Origin of the sequence: Flavobacterium sp. N502540 (genome assembly GCF_025947365.1) — a bacterium.
GTDB lineage: Bacteria > Bacteroidota > Bacteroidia > Flavobacteriales > Flavobacteriaceae > Flavobacterium.
The window spans coordinates 274,898-295,944 of the sequence record NZ_CP110012.1 but is presented as its reverse complement, the minus strand read 5'-3'; the positions used below and the strand labels follow the sequence as shown (position 1 = coordinate 295,944).

General features: G+C 31.2%; 25 protein-coding genes. 1 reads left to right on the top strand and 24 read right to left on the bottom strand.

Going from position 1 to position 21,047, the window contains the following annotated elements; translation table 11 throughout:
* Nucleotides 1-4 precede the first annotated feature (4 nt).
* The 14 genes from OLM58_RS01340 to OLM58_RS01275 all read right to left on the bottom strand — a co-directional run bounded on the left by OLM58_RS01340 (nucleotide 5) and on the right by OLM58_RS01275 (nucleotide 10,338).
* The gene (locus OLM58_RS01340) at nucleotides 5-475 is read right to left on the bottom strand and encodes a hypothetical protein (RefSeq protein ID WP_264530894.1); all 471 of its coding nucleotides are present in this window, start codon (nucleotides 473-475) and stop codon (nucleotides 5-7) included.
* 5 nt (nucleotides 476-480) lie between these two features.
* Nucleotides 481-963 carry a M15 family metallopeptidase gene (locus tag OLM58_RS01335; RefSeq protein ID WP_264530893.1) on the bottom strand — a complete coding sequence of 161 codons (483 nt, stop codon included), beginning with the start codon at nucleotides 961-963 and terminating at the stop codon, nucleotides 481-483.
* A 745-nt stretch (nucleotides 964-1,708) separates the two neighbouring features.
* Nucleotides 1,709-2,020, bottom strand: coding sequence for a hypothetical protein (locus tag OLM58_RS01330; RefSeq protein ID WP_264530892.1), 312 nt, complete (start codon nucleotides 2,018-2,020; stop codon nucleotides 1,709-1,711).
* An 87-nt stretch (nucleotides 2,021-2,107) separates the two neighbouring features.
* A complete protein-coding gene (locus OLM58_RS01325) occupies nucleotides 2,108-2,626 on the bottom strand; it encodes a hypothetical protein (protein WP_264530891.1) in 519 nt (172 codons plus the stop codon).
* Nucleotides 2,627-2,895: 269 nt separating this feature from the next.
* Nucleotides 2,896-3,273, bottom strand: a complete 378-nt coding sequence (locus OLM58_RS01320) for a hypothetical protein (protein WP_264530890.1) — start codon at nucleotides 3,271-3,273, stop codon at nucleotides 2,896-2,898.
* Between the two features lie 9 nt (nucleotides 3,274-3,282).
* Entirely contained in the window at nucleotides 3,283-3,477 is a 195-nt protein-coding gene (locus OLM58_RS01315; protein ID WP_264530889.1) for a hypothetical protein, read from the bottom strand.
* Nucleotides 3,478-3,569: 92 nt separating this feature from the next.
* The gene (locus OLM58_RS01310) at nucleotides 3,570-3,992 is read right to left on the bottom strand and encodes a hypothetical protein (RefSeq protein WP_264530888.1); all 423 of its coding nucleotides are present in this window, start codon (nucleotides 3,990-3,992) and stop codon (nucleotides 3,570-3,572) included.
* Nucleotides 3,993-4,793: 801 nt separating this feature from the next.
* Nucleotides 4,794-5,513, bottom strand: a complete 720-nt coding sequence (locus tag OLM58_RS01305) for a hypothetical protein (RefSeq protein WP_264530887.1) — start codon at nucleotides 5,511-5,513, stop codon at nucleotides 4,794-4,796.
* On the bottom strand, nucleotides 5,510-6,670 hold the full coding sequence (locus tag OLM58_RS01300; protein WP_264530886.1) for a hypothetical protein: 1,161 nt from the start codon (nucleotides 6,668-6,670) through the stop codon (nucleotides 5,510-5,512). Before OLM58_RS01300 ends, OLM58_RS01305 begins: the two co-directional genes overlap by 4 nt.
* Before the next feature lie 36 nt (nucleotides 6,671-6,706).
* Nucleotides 6,707-7,051 carry a hypothetical protein gene (locus tag OLM58_RS01295; RefSeq protein WP_264530885.1) on the bottom strand — a complete coding sequence of 115 codons (345 nt, stop codon included), beginning with the start codon at nucleotides 7,049-7,051 and terminating at the stop codon, nucleotides 6,707-6,709.
* A 251-nt stretch (nucleotides 7,052-7,302) separates the two neighbouring features.
* On the bottom strand, nucleotides 7,303-7,728 hold the full coding sequence (locus OLM58_RS01290; protein ID WP_248729710.1) for a hypothetical protein: 426 nt from the start codon (nucleotides 7,726-7,728) through the stop codon (nucleotides 7,303-7,305).
* 139 nt (nucleotides 7,729-7,867) lie between these two features.
* On the bottom strand, nucleotides 7,868-9,199 hold the full coding sequence (locus tag OLM58_RS01285) for a DUF2586 domain-containing protein (protein WP_264530884.1): 1,332 nt from the start codon (nucleotides 9,197-9,199) through the stop codon (nucleotides 7,868-7,870).
* Between the two features lie 287 nt (nucleotides 9,200-9,486).
* Complete coding sequence (locus OLM58_RS01280) at nucleotides 9,487-9,666, bottom strand: hypothetical protein (protein ID WP_017498028.1); 180 nt, start codon at nucleotides 9,664-9,666, stop codon at nucleotides 9,487-9,489.
* Between the two features lie 96 nt (nucleotides 9,667-9,762).
* Nucleotides 9,763-10,338 carry a hypothetical protein gene (locus tag OLM58_RS01275; RefSeq protein ID WP_264530883.1) on the bottom strand — a complete coding sequence of 192 codons (576 nt, stop codon included), beginning with the start codon at nucleotides 10,336-10,338 and terminating at the stop codon, nucleotides 9,763-9,765.
* Between the two features lie 284 nt (nucleotides 10,339-10,622).
* Here OLM58_RS01275 and OLM58_RS01270 point away from each other — a divergent pair, with 284 nt between their 5' ends.
* A complete protein-coding gene (locus tag OLM58_RS01270) occupies nucleotides 10,623-11,423 on the top strand; it encodes an XRE family transcriptional regulator (protein WP_264530882.1) in 801 nt (266 codons plus the stop codon).
* A gap of 107 nt (nucleotides 11,424-11,530) precedes the next feature.
* Here the strand turns inward: OLM58_RS01270 and OLM58_RS01265 are convergent, their stop codons facing one another.
* The 10 genes from OLM58_RS01265 to OLM58_RS01220 all read right to left on the bottom strand — a co-directional run bounded on the left by OLM58_RS01265 (nucleotide 11,531) and on the right by OLM58_RS01220 (nucleotide 21,044).
* Nucleotides 11,531-12,244 (bottom strand): hypothetical protein, encoded by a 714-nt coding sequence (locus OLM58_RS01265; RefSeq protein WP_264530881.1) that lies wholly within the window; start codon nucleotides 12,242-12,244, stop codon nucleotides 11,531-11,533.
* 30 nt (nucleotides 12,245-12,274) lie between these two features.
* Nucleotides 12,275-12,922, bottom strand: a complete 648-nt coding sequence (locus tag OLM58_RS01260; RefSeq protein ID WP_264530880.1) for a hypothetical protein — start codon at nucleotides 12,920-12,922, stop codon at nucleotides 12,275-12,277.
* 19 nt (nucleotides 12,923-12,941) lie between these two features.
* Nucleotides 12,942-13,409, bottom strand: coding sequence for a hypothetical protein (locus OLM58_RS01255; protein WP_264530879.1), 468 nt, complete (start codon nucleotides 13,407-13,409; stop codon nucleotides 12,942-12,944).
* Between the two features lie 56 nt (nucleotides 13,410-13,465).
* A complete protein-coding gene (locus OLM58_RS01250; RefSeq protein WP_264530878.1) occupies nucleotides 13,466-14,200 on the bottom strand; it encodes a hypothetical protein in 735 nt (244 codons plus the stop codon).
* A gap of 212 nt (nucleotides 14,201-14,412) precedes the next feature.
* The gene (locus tag OLM58_RS01245; RefSeq protein ID WP_264530877.1) at nucleotides 14,413-14,991 is read right to left on the bottom strand and encodes a hypothetical protein; all 579 of its coding nucleotides are present in this window, start codon (nucleotides 14,989-14,991) and stop codon (nucleotides 14,413-14,415) included.
* A 328-nt stretch (nucleotides 14,992-15,319) separates the two neighbouring features.
* Complete coding sequence (locus OLM58_RS01240) at nucleotides 15,320-15,868, bottom strand: toxin-antitoxin system YwqK family antitoxin (RefSeq protein ID WP_264530876.1); 549 nt, start codon at nucleotides 15,866-15,868, stop codon at nucleotides 15,320-15,322.
* Between the two features lie 64 nt (nucleotides 15,869-15,932).
* Nucleotides 15,933-18,173: a PAAR-like protein gene (locus tag OLM58_RS01235; RefSeq protein WP_264530875.1), complete on the bottom strand. Its 2,241-nt coding sequence runs from the start codon at nucleotides 18,171-18,173 to the stop codon at nucleotides 15,933-15,935.
* A gap of 2 nt (nucleotides 18,174-18,175) precedes the next feature.
* Complete coding sequence (locus OLM58_RS01230; RefSeq protein ID WP_264530874.1) at nucleotides 18,176-19,183, bottom strand: hypothetical protein; 1,008 nt, start codon at nucleotides 19,181-19,183, stop codon at nucleotides 18,176-18,178.
* 12 nt (nucleotides 19,184-19,195) lie between these two features.
* Nucleotides 19,196-20,494 carry a hypothetical protein gene (locus OLM58_RS01225; protein WP_264530873.1) on the bottom strand — a complete coding sequence of 433 codons (1,299 nt, stop codon included), beginning with the start codon at nucleotides 20,492-20,494 and terminating at the stop codon, nucleotides 19,196-19,198.
* The gene (locus tag OLM58_RS01220) at nucleotides 20,487-21,044 is read right to left on the bottom strand and encodes a DUF6046 domain-containing protein (RefSeq protein WP_264530872.1); all 558 of its coding nucleotides are present in this window, start codon (nucleotides 21,042-21,044) and stop codon (nucleotides 20,487-20,489) included. The genes OLM58_RS01225 and OLM58_RS01220 overlap by 8 nt, the downstream gene beginning before the upstream one ends.
* Nucleotides 21,045-21,047: the final 3 nt, after the last annotated feature.

Genomic DNA, 21,047 nt, shown 5'->3' with positions numbered 1-21,047 from the left:
CGTTTCAGGTATTGCTGTTGATTAAATATAAAAGAGCATCTTTTGACTCTTTATCTTTTTTGGCTTCGTACTGAATCAGTAAATCGAGAGCTTGCAAAACTTGTTTTTCGGATTCTTGTATAAAAGCTGGAGATAAAATTCCTTTCGTTTCCCATCGTTTGAAAAAACCGGCCAAAAGATTCTTTTCTTTATCGTTTAGGGTTTTCCACATCGAAAAAGTGATTTCGTTATGGAGTTTGTTTTTTTCGTATTCAGTCAACTTTTCAATGTCAAGGAATAAAGCGTTTATTTCGACTTTATGAACCGCAAATGGGGTAGTGGCTTTCTCCATTAGCTTAATGGTTTCAACTTTTATTGCAATTGTTTTTTGATAGGAATAAAGGTCGAATGGGGCTGTTTTTGTCGAAGTACAGGAGGTAATGGTAAAAGCCAGAACAAGTAGGAGAGCTGTATGTTTTAATTTGAAAGGTTTCATCTGCGTTATTTGTATAAGATTACATAGTTTTTTCGGTCACGTTTTAATTTGCTGAGCACCTTCCAGTCGCTGTACCCTTTTTTGTCAAAGTGTGGAAGATCTTTAAAAGTTTTCCAGTCTCCGCCCCAGTTCCAATTGTACTTAGTGAAAATTTTTACACATTCCTGCCAGTCCGAAATTTGGTCGTTGTCCCAGTCTTTTACAGTATCCCAGGAAGCCGTTTTACCGTCTATAATTAAACAGATATCGACTGCAAAACCATAATTGTGAATAGATTGGCCTCCTTTAGCATTCGTTACTTTTTTTCCGGGTTTGGTTCGGCCAAAAGCATAAAGATCTTCCTGCTCCTGAAAAGATCGGAGTCCTTGAGTAATTCTGACTTTTGCTCTTCCGTTCAGCGCCAGATCGCATTCTTCGATAATTTTGGTTACTTCTTCCCGAACCGAAGGGTGAAGCAAATCAATGTGTTTTTTTGTAGTTTGATCCATATTTATTGGTATTAATGATTTTAGGTTTAGACCATAAAAAGCTCCTCTGGATTATTAGAAAACATCAGGGTTTTAAGTATTCGATAAGATTATTTGTTTTGAAATTTATTCAAGGTTGAAAAAAGGTCTTCAATAAATCTGAGATGTTCCTTTTAAGGAGGCTGCTATTGATGGTATATTGCCTTTAGCAGCACTGTAAAAATACGCCGAAATAGCCTATTTTAAAAATGATTTTACTTTGTAAATCAGTAGTTTCAGTAGGGTATTATGTGTTTTTTGGGGGGCATTTTGCAGACAAAAACGAAAATAAATGATAAACAACACCCGTTTTTCTTCTTTGGAAAAATGGATGTTTAATAGATTGAAAATGGAATTATCTTTAGAAGATAAACAACCTTTTTTTAGAATTTTAGTTTAAAAATGGGTCAAAATACAAAAACATTTTCCCTAAAAATATTAGATTAATGATAAGTAAAATAAGAGAAAAAATGAAATAAACTCTACTTCTAAAAAATCTAAGAAATAGATAAGATGAATATCCGAAAAGCAGGCATGTAATTATGTATAGCATTTTTAAGAATGCGACAGTATCTCCATCAATTACAATATAATTTCCTTCATTGATTTTATAAGGATCAATAATATAGCTAAAGAGAAAAAGAAAAACTCCGATAAAGAATAGAACTTTTGTTATGGTTTTCATTGTTTTATTAATGAGGAAAATTAAAAAATGTATTGGTTTTACTTAATAAGAGCCGTCAACCTCAATATATCCAGCTTTTTTCATTATATAAAGGAGCTCTAAAGTTTCGGCATCAAAATAAGCAAAACAGTACAGTCCTTCGAAAAAAGAAACTACTTCGCCTTTTTCATTATACTCTATAGTAGTACTTTTTGTTTTAAATGATACTATGTAAACTTCTTTTACTGTTCCGTTTCTTAGATCTTTTAATTCTTTATCCCAGCAATTCAAAGGAATACGCTCATCATATGATATGACTTTTGTTTTTGTTAACCAATTTTTTAAGTTTTGAATTACTTGTTCTTTGATATTCATAATTGATTTTTTATGATTAACATTTAGGACGGATAAAGCAATAATAATTTTTGAAATAGAGAAACAACATTTTGGAAACAATAGCATTTAATCTAATAAGATAGTTTCTCTAAGATAATTTGGCGTTTGAATTAAAAGTTCATTTAAACTTTTCGCTGAAATTTTAAAATCTAGTATCTCTTTGGGATTTATTGTTTCCCAAACTTTCCAGTGCCAAATGTCATCTTTTAAATATCCTATAAAAACCCATAAATTGAAAAACCTACTGGTGAATGGAATTTTAACAGTATTAAATTTTTTATCAAATAATTCAATTTCTGGATCTTCCATTTCCTCAATTGTTTTGCTATTAAAATAGTTATTCCATTTTTTAATTAATTCATCGTTATTGATAGACCAGAAATAATCATCTTTAAATACTTTAGGATCGTTATCAATAGCAATTTTAAACACTTCAAAATCTACACATAGAAAACTAAGGTTTTCTTCTTCATTATATCTAAAATCATGTTCATTTATAACAAATACTATTTTTGAAAACCATCTGTTAGAGATTTTTTCGTCGATTGCTATAAAAATTTCGTTTTTAATTCCTATTTGTTTCATTTATATAGTTCGATAAAACTCTAAAAAGAATTGTTTATAAAATCTTCTATTGGATTTTTACCCCTATGAATATTACGAGTAAATAGGTTATAGGGATACAGGCATTTATAATTTTTGTACAAAATCATCAAAAAAATCTATTTGCTCCTTCTTTTTCAGTAAGTTTAGTAATAAATCTTTTAGAGTTTATAATAATGTTACTTCTTACAACTCATTTATCAGTATCATTTAGTTTACTTAAATGTTGTGAGTGTGATCTATTTGTTATTTCATAATTCTTTTGATACAATAGACCAATTTAGCATTTTAACTGGTCTATTGTATTTTAAGTCTTTCATGAGGATACTGTCTTTATAAATTTTTTGAACTAAAAACCTTTTATCGCTTATTTCCAGAATACTATCATCTTTCGTAAACTTCCAATCCATAGAAGAATTATACTGATTTCCACTAAAGAATAAATTGACACATTTTCCGTTGGCATCAAACTTTAAATAGGTGAGAAACTTTATGCTGTCTTTGTCAAATTTTTTATCTGAGTCGAAATATACCCATTTTTTGACAGGGTTTGTCAATCCTAGTTCATCTCTATTTTTGCACGAAATAAGAATAAAAAATAGTGGTAATAGCAAAATTTTATTTGTCATAGTTGGTATTTAATGCGGTCCATCTAAAGGCTCACTTATTTGAATTAAAAGTAATTCTTTATTATTAAACAGTTGAGTTCCTCCTGAATTTCGATAATTAATATAATAACCTCCTAAAATTTGGGCTTTATTTTGTCTTGAAGCATAGTTAATGGATGTAATAAAATTAGCCATTTGGCCTTCGTAATAATCTTTATTTGTCATTTTAAACTACTATGCTGAAATTGCTTTAGATAAACCTTTGCATGCGCAGCGCTTTGTCTTGATAGGAAGGATTTTCTGATTGGTTACTAAATTTACAAATTAGGGATGTTGCCATCTTTAGAGATATTTAAATCTCCTTTTACTCTCACATAATAACTTTTGGTTTTATTTTGCAGACCAATGACATAAATTGTATCATCTGTGTATTTAATTATTTTATCCTTATCTCCCATAACAGTTAGAACAGAGTCTTTTGATACACTCCATTTACTAATATCCGGATCTTGAATATCCCAAAAAACGCTTCTTCTATTTTTTACTTTATCATAAGAGTACTTCTTTAGCTTTCCATTTTTACTTAGGCTAAACGTAAACCCATAATATTGAGCCCTATCTCTTGGCCATTCGTAATTCCAATATTGTATAGAATCTTTACAGATTAAATATTCCAATTCTTTTTGTTTGTTGCCACAACCAATCGATGTAAGCAGGATTACAATAAGTATCTTTTTCATATATCTATTTATTTATTCTTCTTCTGGGAAAATTCATTGTTTTTGTTTGTTCTAAAGGAACATTTGCATGTCTTGCAAAAGTATAATTTTTGCGGTTTGATCCATAGTGGCTTGTCGTAATGATTTCAAGTTTTGGCAATAAAAAAACTCTCCTGACTGTTTGAAAACAAGCACGGAAATAGATAAGCGATAAGAGCATTTGTGGTTTTTAATTTATTTAAAGCTGAAAGAATGCCTTGAATAAATCCTGAAAATATTCCTTTTTAGAAAGATAAATTTGGTAGTGTAAGTGCTTTTAAGAACACCGCAAAAACACGCCGTAATAGTGTGTTTTGTGAAGTTATGGATTTGTAAATCAGTAGTTTTGGTAATGTTTTGTGTGTTTTTACTTCGTTAGTAAAACGTCTGAAGATATATAAATACTCAAGATTGGTTTTTAGATTTTTATTAATAGTGTAGGTTTTTATACCATCGCTATAATTTGTCCTCCCGATTATTTTTTGAGTTTCAATTTCAATGCATAATCCAGATGGTTCATTGATAAAAGTATTTCTTGTACCTATTTTTAAATACTTTTGATCTAATTATTCTGCATTTCCAAAAAAATGATAGCCGCCACCAAAAGTATTATGATTCGGTAATCCGATTTTGTACAAGATATCCGCCGCTTCTTTTGATACAAACCGATTAATGATGTCATTGTTTTCGAATTTGACCAAACTATTTGAAAAGTATTTTTAAATTTTAGTTAAGTTCATTAGTCTTTAATTAATTTATTATTTTGTATTTTAAAGACTAAGATTATTTGGCTCTCTTTACTCTAAACTCAATTTTAGAAGGACAATCCCTAAATGCTATAAAATAATATTTATCTGTAACTCTTTTTATGTATGAAGTTTTTTCAAAATAATTATTGCGAGTACATTCTTGTTTATCAGTAAATGATTGAGGAATATCAACGAATGTCTTTACTTTTGTTTTTATATCATAAATGAATTTTTTATATTCATTATCTTCATCTGTATACAAAATGAGTTCATTTTTTAAATCAAAATCTAATTGTATTTTAAAATTACTATCTGTCAAAACTTCGAGACCAGTTCGTTTATCGTACAACCAGAAATACAAATTGCTTGTTCCTCCTCCATTACTATGCAAGGCAAAATAATTTTGAAAATCAATGTTCTTAAAATAAGGAATATAATTTTCTTTGAGGTTATCACTTAATAAAAAACTTTTGTCAATTTTTTTACTTATAATCCTATAGTTTATAACACCGCATTTTTCTACAGAATCTTTCGTAGGATAAATTATTAAAGTATAGCTATTTTTTAATTTGAAAGTATCAGCTTTGATGATATTCCCATTATCTTCATATTTAAAAATAGGATTAATTATTGAATCGCTTTCTGAATTTTTCGATACAATAGGTTTCTGTATGCTTTTGTTTAAATCTTCTCTCGTGGTTGTTTTATTACATCCGAGAGTGCAAATAAATAGAATGTAAAATAATTGTTTCATAATTTATGATTCATATAATATTTCCATAAATATCCTTTATTATTAGGGCTGTCATAATAAAATTTCCAAAAAATATGTTTTCCTACAACTACAGTGGCTTTGTGCAATACTCTTCCGCTATTACGACCTGTTCCTAATGATTCATAATAATCTATATCTTTCTTTTTATTAGAACTCTGCCAAATAGTATCTTCTGTTGGGTGAAAATTGAAAATGTCATAGTAATCATTTTTAGGTGTGATTTCACTTTTATTTTTTTTAAAAGGAATAGTTGCTAATACTTCCTCTTTTGTTTTGTCATGTAATCTACCTTCAGGCGTAGTATGTCTATTTAATTTTAATACGCCGTTGCTGTCAGGTTTATATTCACTATTATTTACAAATTTGACCCATAATTCTTTTGTAATGTGTATTCCTCCTTCATTACCTGTTTTAGGATGTGGTCTATCACTTATTACTCCTCGATCAGCAAAATCGATTCCGTCCCACAATACAGCTCCTTCTGAGTAATCTTTTTTTCCTTGTAAAACATGAATTAGTCCTTTACGTGCATTTTTGCAAAGATTATCATTTTCGGTATCTTTTAATGATTCTTTCGATTTTGCTGTTGAATAGCCTGTAGAAAGAAGTTTTTTTGCAAATTTGCCTTGTTCTTCAATAGTCAGTTTTTCTCCTTTTTCAAATTTAACAGCATTAAAAGTTGCTTGAGTGGTTGCGGCGGCACTTTCAAAAGTACTTGAATCCTCAGATTTTATTACTCCGGCAATATAGCAAAAATTTTCATGCGTTATGTCTAATTTACTTACATTTAAAAAAGTGTCTTTTTCATTTCTTTTTCCGTCGCAAACGTACACGTCATTGACACTTCCTTTATTCTTCGTAGTATTTATTTTCCCCTCAAAAGTTCCATCTTTATTATAAAAATGACCATTTACATTTACAAAAGGATCAAAAAGTATATCCTCGACTTGATCAAGTATAAGTGAATCGCCATAAGGTTGTGTAAGGTTATTTAGTTTGATATACTGATTCATGACGATTTCATTTTTATCATCCTCAATCTGCTGGCGCCAAATACTCAGCATGATTTGCCTGAACCTTGCCATTTCTGAAGTACAGGTATCTTTAAGTTCTATAGTATGGTTTTTAATAATCATTGAGATAGTTTTTAGGAAAGGGCAAAAAGGTGTTTGTTACAAAATTTCGACTTTTACGGGTTTTGGTTGGATATGGTCTGAGAATGCAGTAGTGATATTGAGACGCAAATCGTCTTCTTGTTCGATTTTGCCATCACCGCCGAGATAACAGTTTTTAAAAAGAACTTCCAGTGCTTTAAACTCATCCATTTTGGAAGCTTGTAAAACCGCAGCGCGAATACTCATATCGGGTTTTTTGAAATACGCAAACAACGTGGTTTCGTCATCGTCAGCAATGGTGAGTTTAACTACTTTTTTATGTTTGTACTTCCATTGGTTGAGTTGCGCCTGGGTAATATTTCCGTCCAGGATATTGGCAGTTTTTGTATGGGTTGTTTCCATTTTGAGAACTTATTTTTGATTGAAAAATAGGCTGCCTGAGCTGTATTTCAGGATGAAAAATACTCAGGCAGCCTGTGAAGTAGATAATTACCTGCCCGAAAACGGACTAGCTAAGAGCTGTAGAAATAATTTGCGGACAGAAATCATGTTGCTTTTGAACTTCTTTTCTGCATAACACTATAAGATTGGGTTTCTCTTTCGAGCCGGTTTTTTAGACAGGAATTATTAAGGTTAGGGAATATTGGTAATGGTTAGTTCCATTCGATATGAGAGCAGATTAAGTCAAATGAAACCGCAATTTTAGTATCTCCCTGACTAATTCCTCTGCTGTTGGAGTTGAATTCACAGTTTCTTACGGTGTGAGTGATTACTTCGTTGCTGTCATCCAAATAACTTACAATAATGCTGAACGGATTAATATCCTGTAATCTTTGTCCTTTTGGTAAAGCAGCCAGAATAGCTTCTACCTCATAGTTGTATAAAGTTAGAGAAGCTTTTGCTTCATATTTTCCTCTACCTCTGTGCACAGGCATATCGCCGGCTCCGTAGTGGTTTTCTTTTGATACTGAATCACTATAGTTGACAGCGGTAATACCGGTAACAATGTTACCTGCGATACTTACTTCAATTGATGACCAGCTGTGTTGTTGTCCGTTAATTAAGGGTAATTTATTCATATGTTTCTTGATTTTTTTATTTTATAATTCTGATAACGCTCCAAGCCTATCATCAGATTCAATCACTATTTAATACGATTGAAAGACGACAATATCCTGATGAGATTTTATTGTTTTTGAGAGATAAGAAAAGCTTAAATTATGCTTTATCGATTCCGAAAGGATTTTTGAATCCTAAATCAACTTTGATTTTACGGGCAGTTCCAATTGGAGTAATTTCGGCTTTTACTTTTAATTCTGAAGTAGCCAAAATGTTTTGTTTTGGGTCTACATACACATCAAAAGCAGATACTTCCTGATTGGCTACCATTCCTTCTAAGGCACTTCTGCATAATCCTTCGAAGCTTTTTGAAACCGATTGTGGTAATTTACCATCGATATCCACTAAAACCGGTGAAGCTAATTTTGGTAGTAAAGCTGCACGTAACAAACGGGTTGCTTTATTGATCGTACGGTTGTTTTCGATATAAGCATAGTCAGATGTACCTGTTGTGCAAGTGTGGCTGTCGTTGAAATAAATTCCGGCTAAACCTGTGTGTGTTTTGGTGAAGATGTATCTCTTTTCGTTTAAAGTCCTTAAATCTGCAAGTGATTTGATTGCTTTTCCGCCTACGAAACCTGCTTTTGCAAAACCTTCACCGGTAAGATTGAATTTTTCGATCCAGGCGATGTTTTCAGATACTTTTGCTCTTGAGATAGCACCCAATGTCAATCCCACTGCAGCAGTATTTTTGTATGAATCTTTGTAGATGAATTCAAGTACCGCTCCATTTTCTTTTTTTAGTTCTTGTAAATTGTCAAGTACGTTGAAAATACCCTCACCTTGGGCGGCTTTAACTATTTTTTCACGAAATCCTAAAGTATAGGCTTTCATAGTGTTTTTTTGAAGCAGCTTTTGTTCAAACGCTTTTTCAGGATCCATTGCCACAACGACTGATACATTTTCAGAGTCTAATTCTGTTAAATCAGTTGCATCAGTTGCGTTATCAGCATCAAAGCCTTTTCCCTCCAGAATAATTTCAAAAGGCATATAATCTTTGTATCCAAGTTCTGCTTGTTTTTGTGCTATTCTTACCGTGCTTGTTGTGATTCTAAAGCTTGTATCACCGCTAAAAATTATGGCCATTTGACGAATAATTCCGTTTGCTTGCTCTTGCATTGCCATTGCTTTTTCGACAAGAAATCCATAGGAATCAGCCGTTGTTGCCATTATGTAAAGATCCCCTGACGGATTGATTCTGAAAAACTGCTGAATCTGGTAGTATGCCGATTGTCCGTTTACATCGTAATTAGCTGTAATTCCTAATGCTTCGGCATCTTCTAAGGAGGCCAGACGTTTTACTTGATCTAATGCTAATTTTTCAGTAGCCACTCCGTCAAAAAGTAATCCCGAAACCATGTCTTGTTCTGGATTTCTTCTTCCTAATCCTCCTGATAGTTTTTCAATCACTACATCGTTTAATGTACTCATAATATAAAATGTTTAAATGTTTAAAATTTGTTTTTTGCTTAAAAAAGAGCAAAAAGAGGCCTGTGACAAGTTGTTAAACTTCTCGTTTTAGTTAATTGTTGTTTTTAAAATAGTATTCGTAATCTAAGACCCAAAAAGTAGAAAAGATGCTTTTTTGGAAGTCAATACAAGTAGGTTTGTTGCCTTAGATTATGAGTGAATTTGTGGTCTGCCGGCGAGTACAAATTTAAGGCTCAAAGTGTGTTTTTCCAATTTTTTGAATGATCAAAGCCAGTAGTTTCAGTCTATTAAGCGCTGGCTTCCAAAGACAGTCCTTCATTGATAATGGTGTAAATAGTGCGTTCTGTTAGGAACAAAGTATCCGAAAGTTCCGAAACCACAACTTTCATTTGTTTAGCCTGATTTCTATTTAGATAATTAATAACATATTCTCTTCTTTTGTCTAATAGTGTTCTGCTTCTTTTCATTTGTGGAGTTTTAATGGTAAGGATTAGTTTTGTTTTTGGTAAGGTGCTGCTTAATGATCTGATTGGGATTGACTGTCTTAAATTGCCGACTAGATTTTAGGGAGTGGTATCTAAATCTATAGTGCCTTTAACTTGGTTTGGATTTATAGAAATGATATCAGAGGTTAAATTGTATCCTAAGTCTTCCAGAGCTTCGTTGCTCAATCCGTTATTGAAGAGGATGTATTTCTTTTTTAAAGTATTTTCGATCAATGTGGTTTTGTAAGTGATCTCCCAAATGAAATAGTCATTTTTATTCCAATAGGTATGTTCGTTTGTACATTGTTTTTCCCTTATTTTGAATGTTGAATTGGTATCAATAGAAGTATTACTGTTGTTTTTAGACAATACCGCTTTGTCTATACGCTGTGCAAGATTAAATGCATTTGCATAACTTGTTGATGAAATAGTGTCTACCGGTAATACAATATACAGGCAAAAAGATACATCGGCCTTATAGTTTTTTTCAGAGGATGTTTCCCAGTTGATGTTGTCGTATTTAAACATTACGATCGGTGTTTCGATAGATGTTTTAAAAATAGCATCACTATAAAGTTGTACTGTTGGCGCATCAGAAGTAAACTCTGATTGAATTGCGTTTTTTTTCTCGTTGTAAAAATCTTTTAAAATCATATGATGGATTATTTTTTGACAAATATACAACATATGTTTTAATAAATACAACATATTACAGTTTAAAATGCAATAGTTTCAGTAATATGATTTGCTTGTTTTTGCTTTATATTCGAGCAATACGATAGGAAACAACTCTCAAATGTCTTTGTATTTGGGAGTTATATGAAAAAATGTTTAAAAAGTGCGATTATTCATTTTATATTATTTAGTTTTGCAACATATAGTGGAATGTGTATTGGTGTTAAAACATATTACATATAATGAATAAATAGAAGTACAACATGGAAATACATGCTAAAATAAAACGTATTATAGACGAATTGAAGTTAAACAATAACTCATTCGCAAAGTTAATAGGAGTAACCAGTACTACAATCGATAGTATCACGATTGGAAGATTGCAAGCTGATGGAGAAAGAAAAAGAACAAAACCTGGTTTTGATTTACTCCAAAGTATTATTACCCATTGCAATGTAAATCCGGAGTATTTTTTTGGAGCAAGCGATGAAATTTTTGTTCAGAAAACCAATGATGCGGTTGGCTTAAATTTGCCTAAAATTATAACGGTAAATGAAGATGGAGAGGAAAATATCAATTTTGTTGGTGTTAAAGCACGTGCGGGTTACCTGGACGGTTATTCGGATCCGGAGTACATGGAAACGCTCCCTTCGTTTAGTATGCCAATGTTAAAAAATGGAACCTACAGATGTTTTGAAATTAAAGGAAATTCGATGTCGACAACGATACATGACGGGGATTATCTCTTTGGAAAATATGTCGATAATTTTGATGACATTTTAGACGGAAGAATTTATGTGATAATCAGTAAGAATGATGGGGTAGTGGTAAAAAGGGTTTTGAACCGGATTAGGGAAAGTGGAAAATTAATCCTTAAATCGGATAACAGAGACGGAAATTACCCGATGTATTCTATTTATGCCGAAGATATACTGGAAGTTTGGTACGCCAGCATGTATGCGTCTAAGCAAATGCCGGATCCTGTTAATATCTATGAAAAAATTCATGATCTCGAAAGCAAATTCTATGAAATGGAAGAGACTTTGAAAAAGAAACTCAATTAGATAAAAATAGGAAGGGGCTGTCCGAAAAGTTGGACAGCCCCTTTTATTTACAATATATTTTTAGTTTAGTATCTTTTGATACTTCCGGTCTTATAAAAAAAGAAAAATTAGTTTTCTTTATACGCATCGTTTAATATGCCTGGTTCGTCTTCTAATATTTGCCCGTCACTTGATTCTTCTAGGTTTACACCAAACATTTCCATAATCATTTTTTCTTTTTCAGCACAGAGATCTAAACCTTCTAATTCCTTATTTGTAAAACTTGTTCTTCGAAATATTTGGCTGGGAAATGCGATGTAATCTTTCTTTTTCCCGTTTTTTACAAATAATAAAATAATTTTTGGATAAGTATCTTCTATGTTGTTGCAGCCTGTGATTTTGTATGGACGAATCGTTATATTATCATATTTTATTAGAAAGTGGTTAAACAAAATATCTGAAATTTTATTTAGTTGTTCTTGGGTAACCACTATTTTTGAATCATGAAATTTTGTTTTGATATAATTCCGAGGTTCTTTATCAGCATGATATTTTGGCGTAATGACGTATACAGAATCATATTTTGAAAAGGGAAATAACATCGTTCTTTCTTTTACCGGAATTTTGAAAAAAGAAACAAGTGAGTCTTCTTTTGTTTTTGGTTCTGGAGGAGCTGGCGGTAGATTTAATAAAGCGTTACGAAAGTTTAAATTTTCATGATAGAATTCGCAATTATTATTACAATAACTGTTTCTAAGCTGTGAGAGTTTGTTTTTTTGAGCATTACTAACGGTCATAAATGAAATAGTTAGTAGAAGTGAGAGGATCGTTTTTGTTGCCATAGTTTGTATGATTCTTCAATCTGCTTTAAATCATTTAGAAGGTGAAGTAAGAATTTCATACTTTGTCCTGATGCCCATTTCATTAAAATATTTTTCTAAATCATTGTACATATAATCGCTCAGATCTAAGTTTTCTATTTTTCCGAATGTTTCTTTTGTTTTACATTCAAAGCTTAGCTCTAAACATTCAAATACTTTCCCAGTCTCATCAAAAAATAAGATAGCATTTCTGGGCAAATAACAACCTCTAATAATCTGTGAACAATTAGTATTTAATCTCGAACAAGTGTTATACAATATGTCCGATAATTTTTCTACTTGCGAAAGATTTAAGGTTTTAATTTGAGTTACATTTTTCAGAGAAAGTGAATCTAAATTATTTATTGGCAGCTCAATGCCAATATTGTAATCCAGAGTTGTTACAGTTCTTCCGGTTTCTTTATTATAAGTTACTTTAGAGATTCTTGTCATACCATCAGAATTTAAATTGTATGATATGATTTTTATTTGCGAAGTTTTATTAAAAGGATAAGAATTTATTCGTTTTGAAAGATTAAAGTTTGCAGAAGTTTTATTTTGGGACCTGTTCTTTTCAGTTCCGGATGTTTTTGATACCTTAGGTTGACCATTTACGATAATTGCAGTGAACAAACTCAGATACAAAATAGTTTTTAGCATTTTTATAAAATTTGTAGATTCAATCTTTAATCAGTTGTATTGTTATTTTTCGATCTTTACCAGGTTTAACACGAATGCTATCTTTATTAAAAATTAAACCTATATCGCCACTTAATGCTTTTGTAATATTATCCTTGTTCCAAATCCTTTTTTCTTTATCTAAAATATTTGGAGAAAAATAACTTGTTCTAATAAGGAAAGAAAAGGTATTCTCTTTTCTAATTGGGGTTTTCCATACTTCATAAAAAAAATAATTTCTATCTTCCTTTTTAATTGAATATATTACAAACTCTCTTAGTTCTTTATTTTTAAGCTTTTTAGCTATAATTGAGTCATTGACTTTAATATTTATAATTACACCGGGCTGTTTTCCGTAATCTAAGTCAATATACTCAATTTTCTCTATAGAGGCAAGAGGTTGTATTTTTTTATCTTTGCTGCACGAAACAGCTAATAAGAATAAAAATAGAAATAATACTTTTTTCATAAAGTGGTATTTTGTCCATTATTAATTTAACGTACCTGACTTTGTAAAGCTTAGTTTTACCTTTTTAAGGTATTTTTTGCAAAGTGATCATTCTCAAATTCTTCTTTAGTTTTATAACTAAAAGTATTTCTGAAAGCTCCTTGTTTCAAATTTTTTAATTCGTATGAATCTACTTCTAAGTATGAACTGTCATTAGGTTTGTATCTGTATCTTAAACACCAGTCATTTCCTATATAGTAAACCAAAACATCTTTTTGGTACAAACGTTTCTCAAAATTTTTACCTTCTTTATTATACAAACGTAGTGTATCTGTAAAATAGCCTCTTTTAGTTTCTATTTCATAATATAATGTACCATTTTCATGGAAATCTTTTTCAATACCATTTCCATCTTTGAAATAAGTCGAATAAATTACTTTTCCATCTTTGTTGTAGATTTTATAAATGCTATCTCTTAAACCATCCTTGAAATATTCTTCTCTCCCTAAATAATATTTTGTTTTAATGTCGCTCAAAGAATCATAATAGTAATATCTTTCAGTAATCCATTTGCCAGATTGCCTGCCATTAACAAAACTACCTTTTCTGTATCCTTGTAAGTTGTTTATTTTAAACTTGTTAACTTTGCACACATTTAAATCTGTTTTATACCAATTATAGAAAACATATTCTGGTTCATCCGAAAACATCAAAGTTGAACATGGATTTGGCTCTAGTGAAACTGTTTTTATTCCAATGCAACTTAATAGTATTACGGGAATAACAAATATTGTTTTTTTAATTGTTTTCATAGTCATTACGCATGGTAATTATTTGGTTATGTAAATATGTCTTTCTTTGATCAATATAATCCATAATGTTTTTCGTGCTACCTTTTTTGAAGTACAAATAATTTGATATCATTTGTTCCCATTCTTTATTTAATTTATTTAAATAATCAATGTAAATTTTTAAAGAATCTTCAGCTATTAAATCAAATTCATGGCTAAATTCAATGAAATTATTATTTGAAATATTTTTCTAAATTTAGTTTAGCGGCATTATTTAAATTCTTATAAGTTTCATTTTTTTCCTTTTCTGTAGTACATTTTCTGATAAATTGTTGTTTGTTTAATTTTTCACTACCCCAATTGTAGTAATTATAATTAGTTTTGTCATTTATAAAATCATTATATTTTTTAATCATTAGAGAATAGTATAAGTTTGAATGATTAATTGCTTCTATCAAAGTACTCTTTTTTACATCTTCTCTTTCTTTAAATTCTATGGTGTTTTTATTTTGATATTTTAATGGTTTAGGAGATTTATTTATTTCACTGATTTGATTTTTTATTTTTTCTTCCTCAATTTGTAAGTTTAGTTTTTTTATATTTTCAGTTAGCGACAGAAAATCTACTTTGGTTACATCATTCCATAGTTTGCCAATGATGTAATACTTTTTGTTTGTTTTTTTTATAAAGTAAATGTTAAAATATTTTTCTCCGTCTAATAATGAAAAACCGCTGCCCATACAACTTTCTCCATTTAAGTTTGGGTAATAATCTTCATCAGATCTTAAATCTATAGATTTAAGATCTGTCAATTTATCATTATTCTTGTTTTTTTAAACCTCGATTGTCTTTTTAAATTCTATTAGATTTTGACTATAATACTCATTAACAGGTTCTGTAACATAATTAAATTCACTATCACTGATAATTATATCACTATTCATAACAAGCTTGTACAAAGGAATTGTCTGTGAAAACGACATAAAACTAATATGTAACATGAAAATTAGAATCACTTTGAGTTGTACTTTTCTAATCATTAGTTTTGGTTTTTAATTTTTTGTAATTAATTTAATAGTTCTTTTACTTGTCACAATAGTAAATGAGGTTTTTGCAGTTTCGCGATTGTAGCTTTAAATTCTAGTCACTAGGAACACTATCAGAGCGATAAGGAAAGCAAGGCAATCCTTCATCATAAACCAACGAATCTTTTACATAAAGTCTTTTTCCTATAATTTTTCCTTTATCATCATGTAGTCTTAGCGTATCTGTAAAATACCCATCTCTAGTGTACATTTCAAAGTATAATTGCCCATTATTATGGAATTCTTTCCAGAGACCTGTTCCTTTTTTAAATGTAGTCTCATAAATAATTTTTCCATTACTATCAAAACGTCTATAAATACTGTCTCGCAAGCCATTTTTAAAATATTCCTCTTTCCATATTCCTCCTTTGGCATATACATTTCCATTTTCATCAAAATCAGCATCACCACTTAGCCATTTACCTTCTTTAGAATCATCAATCCCAGTTTTGCCAAAGCTGACACCGCCTTCCTTGAACCATTCTTCTGTTGGAGAAATTCCCAATCCGTTATTCTCTATTTTTAGTTTAGGAGGAAAATCTGAATCATATTTAGAGTGTAGATACATTAATGCCTTCGCAGTCCCCTTTATGGGATCTAACATTTTTTTTTGGTAAGATTTGCACCCTATGAAGAATGTGTACATAGTCAAGAATAACCCAAATAATTTAATAGTTTTCGATGTCATCACGCATGATTTTTATTTGATTATGAAAATAAACTAATCTGGAATTATGATAATCCATGATATTTTTAGTACTCCCCTGTTTAAACAATAAATAGTTTGAATGAATTTGATCAATAACAGAGTAATAATATTTTTTCGTTTCAATTAGAACTAATGAGTAATCAGAAGCTTTTAAGTTAATTTTATATTTATGTAATTGTATTTTATCTGTATGAATAGAATTTAATATTTGTAAAGTGCTTGTGTTTTCTTGTAAATAAGACGTGTTTTTGTCAATTTCATTTTTGCATACAGATAAATATTGGTCTTTTGTTTGTGTATTTTTGCCAGTTCCTGCTACTATAGTTGATCCGGGTTGTCCTTTATATTCTCTTTCAACATTAGTCTTCAATCTTGTGTAATAACTTGTTTTATATTGAAAATAAATATTAGTTTTCGTTATTTTTTCAATCAGAGTGCTTTTTTTTCCAATAATAGTTGTTAGGCTATAAATCTTATTTGTTTCACTTTGCAATTTTAGAATCTTCGTTTCTATAGGAGGAATAAACTTTTCATTTTTTGTTCCATCAGGATTATTGACTGGCAATCCATTTCCTAAAATATTTTCTCTAGCAACTTTATATTCTTCTTTTTCCTTTGAATCATAAAATAAATGGGGTAAGCCTAACATATGACCAATTTCATGAGAATAAGTATCTTTGTTATTTGTATTGGTAGAATATACGATTAAAGCATAATGATTAAGAGGACTTGTACGGCTATATGCTCCTGTCTTTTCATCTGAAGATTCGAAATCAGATAAAATAATAATCCCACCCTCATTGAATGATTTTCCTTTATTTCTCAATTTGTTTTTGTATTCAGATATTGTTATTTCATCCATTTCGTTTGCTTTGTCAGGAAGTCCCAAATCTTTTTGATCATCTACTATTACCTCAGTTATAACTGGTTTTTTATTGCACTCTTTTTTTATAGGGTCCCAACTTTCTATCCTACAATTTCCGGTAACAGGATCAACATCTGGTTTTTGTTTAATAATACTCGCAAAATACTTTTTTCTAGTCCAATCTTCCTTATCAAAAGCATAAAAATAATCATCGACCTTACTGGCATCCATAGCCTCAAAATTTTCAAGCTCCACTGCATAACCTGCTTGGTTAAGAGAGTTATTGTTTAGATACTCTTTGATACCTGCATTTTTAAACTTTTTAAACAAGGCTTTCGCTTTCTCATTTGGATTTCCTTCATTTGATACCAGTGCAATAACCCTAAATTTAAGTTTCAGTACTTTATTTTTCATCATGTTTAGACCACCTATTTCGCGTGGGCCTTTTGCACCAGTATGTAAAAAAAAGTATTTTTTGTCTAACGATTCTTTCGAACATTTTATTGTAAGTTGTAGCTGTTCATTAGCTACTATTTTTTTCTTTGTTGTTTTGTCGTTTTCATCCTTTCTTTCTTCTTCTCCGTCAATTTTAAAACTATAATATTCATCGCCTGTAATAGAGATATAATCATCCTGACTTTCCCCTTCAAAAAAGACTTCCAAACTCAATGTGACGGGCTCGCCTGGTTTTAGTAAAACAAAAGGCATTTCGAAATGATTGTCAAAATTAATAAGTCCGTAATTTTTCTGAATCGCTTTTATTGCGCCAGGTTTATCTTCGCCAATAGGTATGATGTTTCCTAAATCCTGAGCTGTGTTTCCTTTTTTATAAAAGTATTCTACTTTTTCAAAGGGCACACCTTGTATTTTTTGAATTTCCATTGTTTCAGGATTGACATCTACCCAATCAAAGCCAAACTCTCCATCATAATCTTTTAAAGTTCTGACTTTGGCATAAACCTTTGAAATCTCTTTTGGCTCTGAGGAGTAATCTCCAAATATAACATTTTTTGTTTGTGCTTGTTTAGAATCTAAAATAGAAATTTCTCCGCCATGACTACATTTACACTTAGAATTTTCTAAGAGTCCTTTATGTTCAGTCTGAAGTACATTGTTTTTTGTGTCGCTCCAAGGTGCTTTAACATCTGGAACACATGGAGGGAATGGAGATGATCTAGTACAATTGAGGAAATTTGATGAAAATGTTTTGTCATTTTCAGTAGCCATTAATTTATCCTGGATAAAAATTTTGGTTTGAGATTTAACCCCTAGCGTACCTTCTTTGGTGCCCATGGTACAAATGCATTGGGCACCGTTACATATATATTTTGCCATAATTAATTTATTAATACGTTTGCTCCTTTTATGGTGGTATCTCCTACTGCTTCTACTTTTATAGCCTTATTTGCTTTAATATTGATATTAGAGTTGGCATCTATGTTTACATTATCTCCCTTTAAATTAATGTTGCCGGAAGTCAATATATTTACACCATTTTGACCTAAAAGTTCAATTAAATTATTAGCATCTTTCTTTAATTGGATTCTGTTTTTTTCTAAAAGTATTGTGTCGTTTGAGTCTGTAACTTTTATTTCTGCTCTTTCATTACCGCTCATTTCAAATGACAGCTTTTCCTTTTCATCATCATTATATAATCGGGCTGAGATAGTACTTGGTGCTATTAATAGACTAGTTCGTTTTTTTCCGTTATCATCATTTATTTTTAGATTGGTAGCACTTTTTGTCATTGTTAAGACCGAGCCTTCTGTTACAATGTTATTTTTAACCGAATTAAAAGTCGTTCTAAGACTATCAGGTGAAAAATGTGTAATGGCTAATGGGTTTTCTTTTTCATCAAAATAGCTAATCTTAAAGTTTTTGTCTTTGTCAAACTCTATTTTAGCAACATCAAGAATTTTCGTTTCATTAGTTTCTGTTGCAGTATCCGTTTTTATATAACGAATATGCAGTTTATTGCCATCAGCACTATAATCAAAAAATAACTTTGGGTCATTTGTGGCTTGTATTCTTCCCATTAGCCTGTCAACTTCAGAAAACTGCGAAACAAACGCTCTTGTTTCTACTCCGTCAATAATGGTCGCCAAAACCCAACTGTCTTTTTTAGGAATGGTAATAATTCCTTGTTCTACATCGAGGATTGAAGCTTTCAATCGTACGTTTTTAAGGATGGCGCCATCGGCACGCATAATGTTTACCGTATAAGCGTCTTCAGGATTGTGAAATGATTCTATTTCATTATTTATTTCGATGACTTTTGCAGCAAAGGTTTCAATCATTTGATTTTTACTAGAGACATCTTTTATTAAATCGGTTATATTTCCCATGATATATTTTTATTAAACTTCTACTCTTCGACCTATGTAAATCCTTTGCCTGTAACCATTTTCGCTATAACTTCGCACGACCTTTTCGACCTGAAAGGTTCCATTTTTTTCTTTGTCTTTAGCATTTTCCAGAATTACCTTATCGGTTGGTCGCACAAAAGGCTCTCCAAAAGTGAGAAAGGAACCTTCAAATCCGCTGGGTTTAGATTCCATTGCTCGTAATGCGGCGTATTGATACAGTTCTGAAGCCACTTTTGTGGTTGTTTTTTCAAAAGCTGTAGGATCGTTTGGTAAATCATCACTATCACTGTGTAATACGTGGGTTTTCACTAATTGCCCATTTGGGTCACCCAGTTCAATGTAAATTGGGGTGTTTGAATTTTTAAAGTATTTTTCTACTCGTGTACGGGTATTTTTTGTCGATTCATTAACTACGACTAACTTATCTTCAATAATGTTGTAACGAAATCTGAAACGTGCTTTCCCTAAAAAGTTCCCGGAAGCGGCTTGAATCGTTTTATTTAGTTGCGTACTCAAAAGTTCAAGTCCCTGATTGATTAGTTTTTTTACAATTGCCCCGGCCAAAGGACTTTGGATAAAATTGCGATCGATAAAACTGCTTAATTCTCCGGTTGTATGTTTTTGCGGGTTATTGGTGATTGTAAGTACAGGTCGGGCTTCTTCCATTTTAAAATAGGTGTAGATTCCCTTATCCTTTAGCATTTCGAAAACTTGAGCCAGGGTTTGCCCCCTGTTAATCATTAGATTCCCTAAATTTTCGTCAAGAGCATCTATCTTCAATGGAAGATTTAACGGTTTGATTCTTTTTTCAAGAAATGTTTTTGGATTAAAGTTCTCGACATTGGTGGTTGGATTAGTGGCTACAACATTCAAAGTATCATTTTTGTCCTGAGCATCGGTATTATCTACTGCTTTTATTTTTTTGAAGGCGTACATTAAGTCTTCACAGGTTATAGTAGCATTGGTATCGGATTGTACTCCTGTGATATAACCCCTAAAAGCCGGTTTGTAATCTCCGTCGTATCCTAAAAATATTTCTATGAAATTTTCAACTTTAAAAAAATCATGAATTGTTTTTTGTTCACCGCTTGCATTTGCAAATAAGTTCTGATCAAAGCCTTTGGTATCGGTATATACTTTTTGAGGCATAACAATCGTGGCGGTATCGGTTAACGATTTGTAGGAGCTATTGATTTCTACGTTTTTGACATAGGTAAATTCATAAAATTTAGGACTGGGGATAAGCCTCACCGTTTCATAAACTTTAATTTTAGCATTTAGTTTAAGCATTGTCTCTGATTATTAGTTCTACAGTTTCGTCTGATGTGGCGCTGGCCGTGAATTTTTGAATGTTTTTTGTTCCGGAAATAGAAGGAATAGAGTAGGAGTCTATAACCAGTTCGTAAATACCAAATCGGTTCAGAATGGCATGAGTTACTCTCAGGGCATAGGGAGCATTTAGAAATTGTTTCAACAGAAAGAGTTTTTCTTTCGGGTATTCATCTCCACTTTCGTTGGCAATTAGTCCTTCAATCGAAATACTAAAATCACCATTTGTAATATGTTCTTTAATGGTGGAATCTCTGCCCTCTATTCCTTCTTTTCTAATAACTTTTGAGCGATTTAAATTAACGGTTACAGCATCTATACGTAAACCAGGCAGATTGAGATCATTCTTTACCAGAGGTTCAAAAATTAAGGGAGCAAAGACTCTAAGGTTAAATTCGCCTCCGGTTTTATCGATAATAAAATCTTTCGATTCCGATTCGTTATAGTTAATACCCGTATATTCAGTATCTTTTGAGTCTAAGATTTCGTTTACATTAAAATTGAATTTCATTAT

Excerpts from the sequence above, each read along its gene's own strand:
- OLM58_RS01270 (WP_264530882.1), top strand. The coding sequence starts at position 10,623 with ATGGAAATACATGCTAAAATAAAACGTATTATAGACGAATTGAAGTTA.
- OLM58_RS01250 (WP_264530878.1), bottom strand. The coding sequence starts at position 14,200 with ATGAAAACAATTAAAAAAACAATATTTGTTATTCCCGTAATACTATTA.
- OLM58_RS01265 (WP_264530881.1), bottom strand. The coding sequence starts at position 12,244 with ATGGCAACAAAAACGATCCTCTCACTTCTACTAACTATTTCATTTATG.
- OLM58_RS01260 (WP_264530880.1), bottom strand. The coding sequence starts at position 12,922 with ATGCTAAAAACTATTTTGTATCTGAGTTTGTTCACTGCAATTATCGTA.
- OLM58_RS01340 (WP_264530894.1), bottom strand. The coding sequence starts at position 475 with ATGAAACCTTTCAAATTAAAACATACAGCTCTCCTACTTGTTCTGGCT.
- OLM58_RS01330 (WP_264530892.1), bottom strand. The coding sequence starts at position 2,020 with ATGAATATCAAAGAACAAGTAATTCAAAACTTAAAAAATTGGTTAACA.
- OLM58_RS01325 (WP_264530891.1), bottom strand. The coding sequence starts at position 2,626 with ATGAAACAAATAGGAATTAAAAACGAAATTTTTATAGCAATCGACGAA.
- OLM58_RS01225 (WP_264530873.1), bottom strand. The coding sequence starts at position 20,494 with ATGCTTAAACTAAATGCTAAAATTAAAGTTTATGAAACGGTGAGGCTT.
- OLM58_RS01335 (WP_264530893.1), bottom strand. The coding sequence starts at position 963 with ATGGATCAAACTACAAAAAAACACATTGATTTGCTTCACCCTTCGGTT.
- OLM58_RS01310 (WP_264530888.1), bottom strand. The coding sequence starts at position 3,992 with ATGAAAAAGATACTTATTGTAATCCTGCTTACATCGATTGGTTGTGGC.
- OLM58_RS01255 (WP_264530879.1), bottom strand. The coding sequence starts at position 13,409 with ATGAAAAAAGTATTATTTCTATTTTTATTCTTATTAGCTGTTTCGTGC.
- OLM58_RS01285 (WP_264530884.1), bottom strand. The coding sequence starts at position 9,199 with ATGAGTACATTAAACGATGTAGTGATTGAAAAACTATCAGGAGGATTA.
- OLM58_RS01235 (WP_264530875.1), bottom strand. The coding sequence starts at position 18,173 with ATGGCAAAATATATATGTAACGGTGCCCAATGCATTTGTACCATGGGC.
- OLM58_RS01280 (WP_017498028.1), bottom strand. The coding sequence starts at position 9,666 with ATGAAAAGAAGCAGAACACTATTAGACAAAAGAAGAGAATATGTTATT.
- OLM58_RS01240 (WP_264530876.1), bottom strand. The coding sequence starts at position 15,868 with ATGTTAGATCCCATAAAGGGGACTGCGAAGGCATTAATGTATCTACAC.
- OLM58_RS01290 (WP_248729710.1), bottom strand. The coding sequence starts at position 7,728 with ATGAATAAATTACCCTTAATTAACGGACAACAACACAGCTGGTCATCA.
- OLM58_RS01305 (WP_264530887.1), bottom strand. The coding sequence starts at position 5,513 with ATGAAACAATTATTTTACATTCTATTTATTTGCACTCTCGGATGTAAT.
- OLM58_RS01315 (WP_264530889.1), bottom strand. The coding sequence starts at position 3,477 with ATGACAAATAAAGATTATTACGAAGGCCAAATGGCTAATTTTATTACA.
- OLM58_RS01275 (WP_264530883.1), bottom strand. The coding sequence starts at position 10,338 with ATGATTTTAAAAGATTTTTACAACGAGAAAAAAAACGCAATTCAATCA.
- OLM58_RS01300 (WP_264530886.1), bottom strand. The coding sequence starts at position 6,670 with ATGATTATTAAAAACCATACTATAGAACTTAAAGATACCTGTACTTCA.
- OLM58_RS01220 (WP_264530872.1), bottom strand. The coding sequence starts at position 21,044 with ATGAAATTCAATTTTAATGTAAACGAAATCTTAGACTCAAAAGATACT.
- OLM58_RS01320 (WP_264530890.1), bottom strand. The coding sequence starts at position 3,273 with ATGACAAATAAAATTTTGCTATTACCACTATTTTTTATTCTTATTTCG.
- OLM58_RS01230 (WP_264530874.1), bottom strand. The coding sequence starts at position 19,183 with ATGGGAAATATAACCGATTTAATAAAAGATGTCTCTAGTAAAAATCAA.
- OLM58_RS01295 (WP_264530885.1), bottom strand. The coding sequence starts at position 7,051 with ATGGAAACAACCCATACAAAAACTGCCAATATCCTGGACGGAAATATT.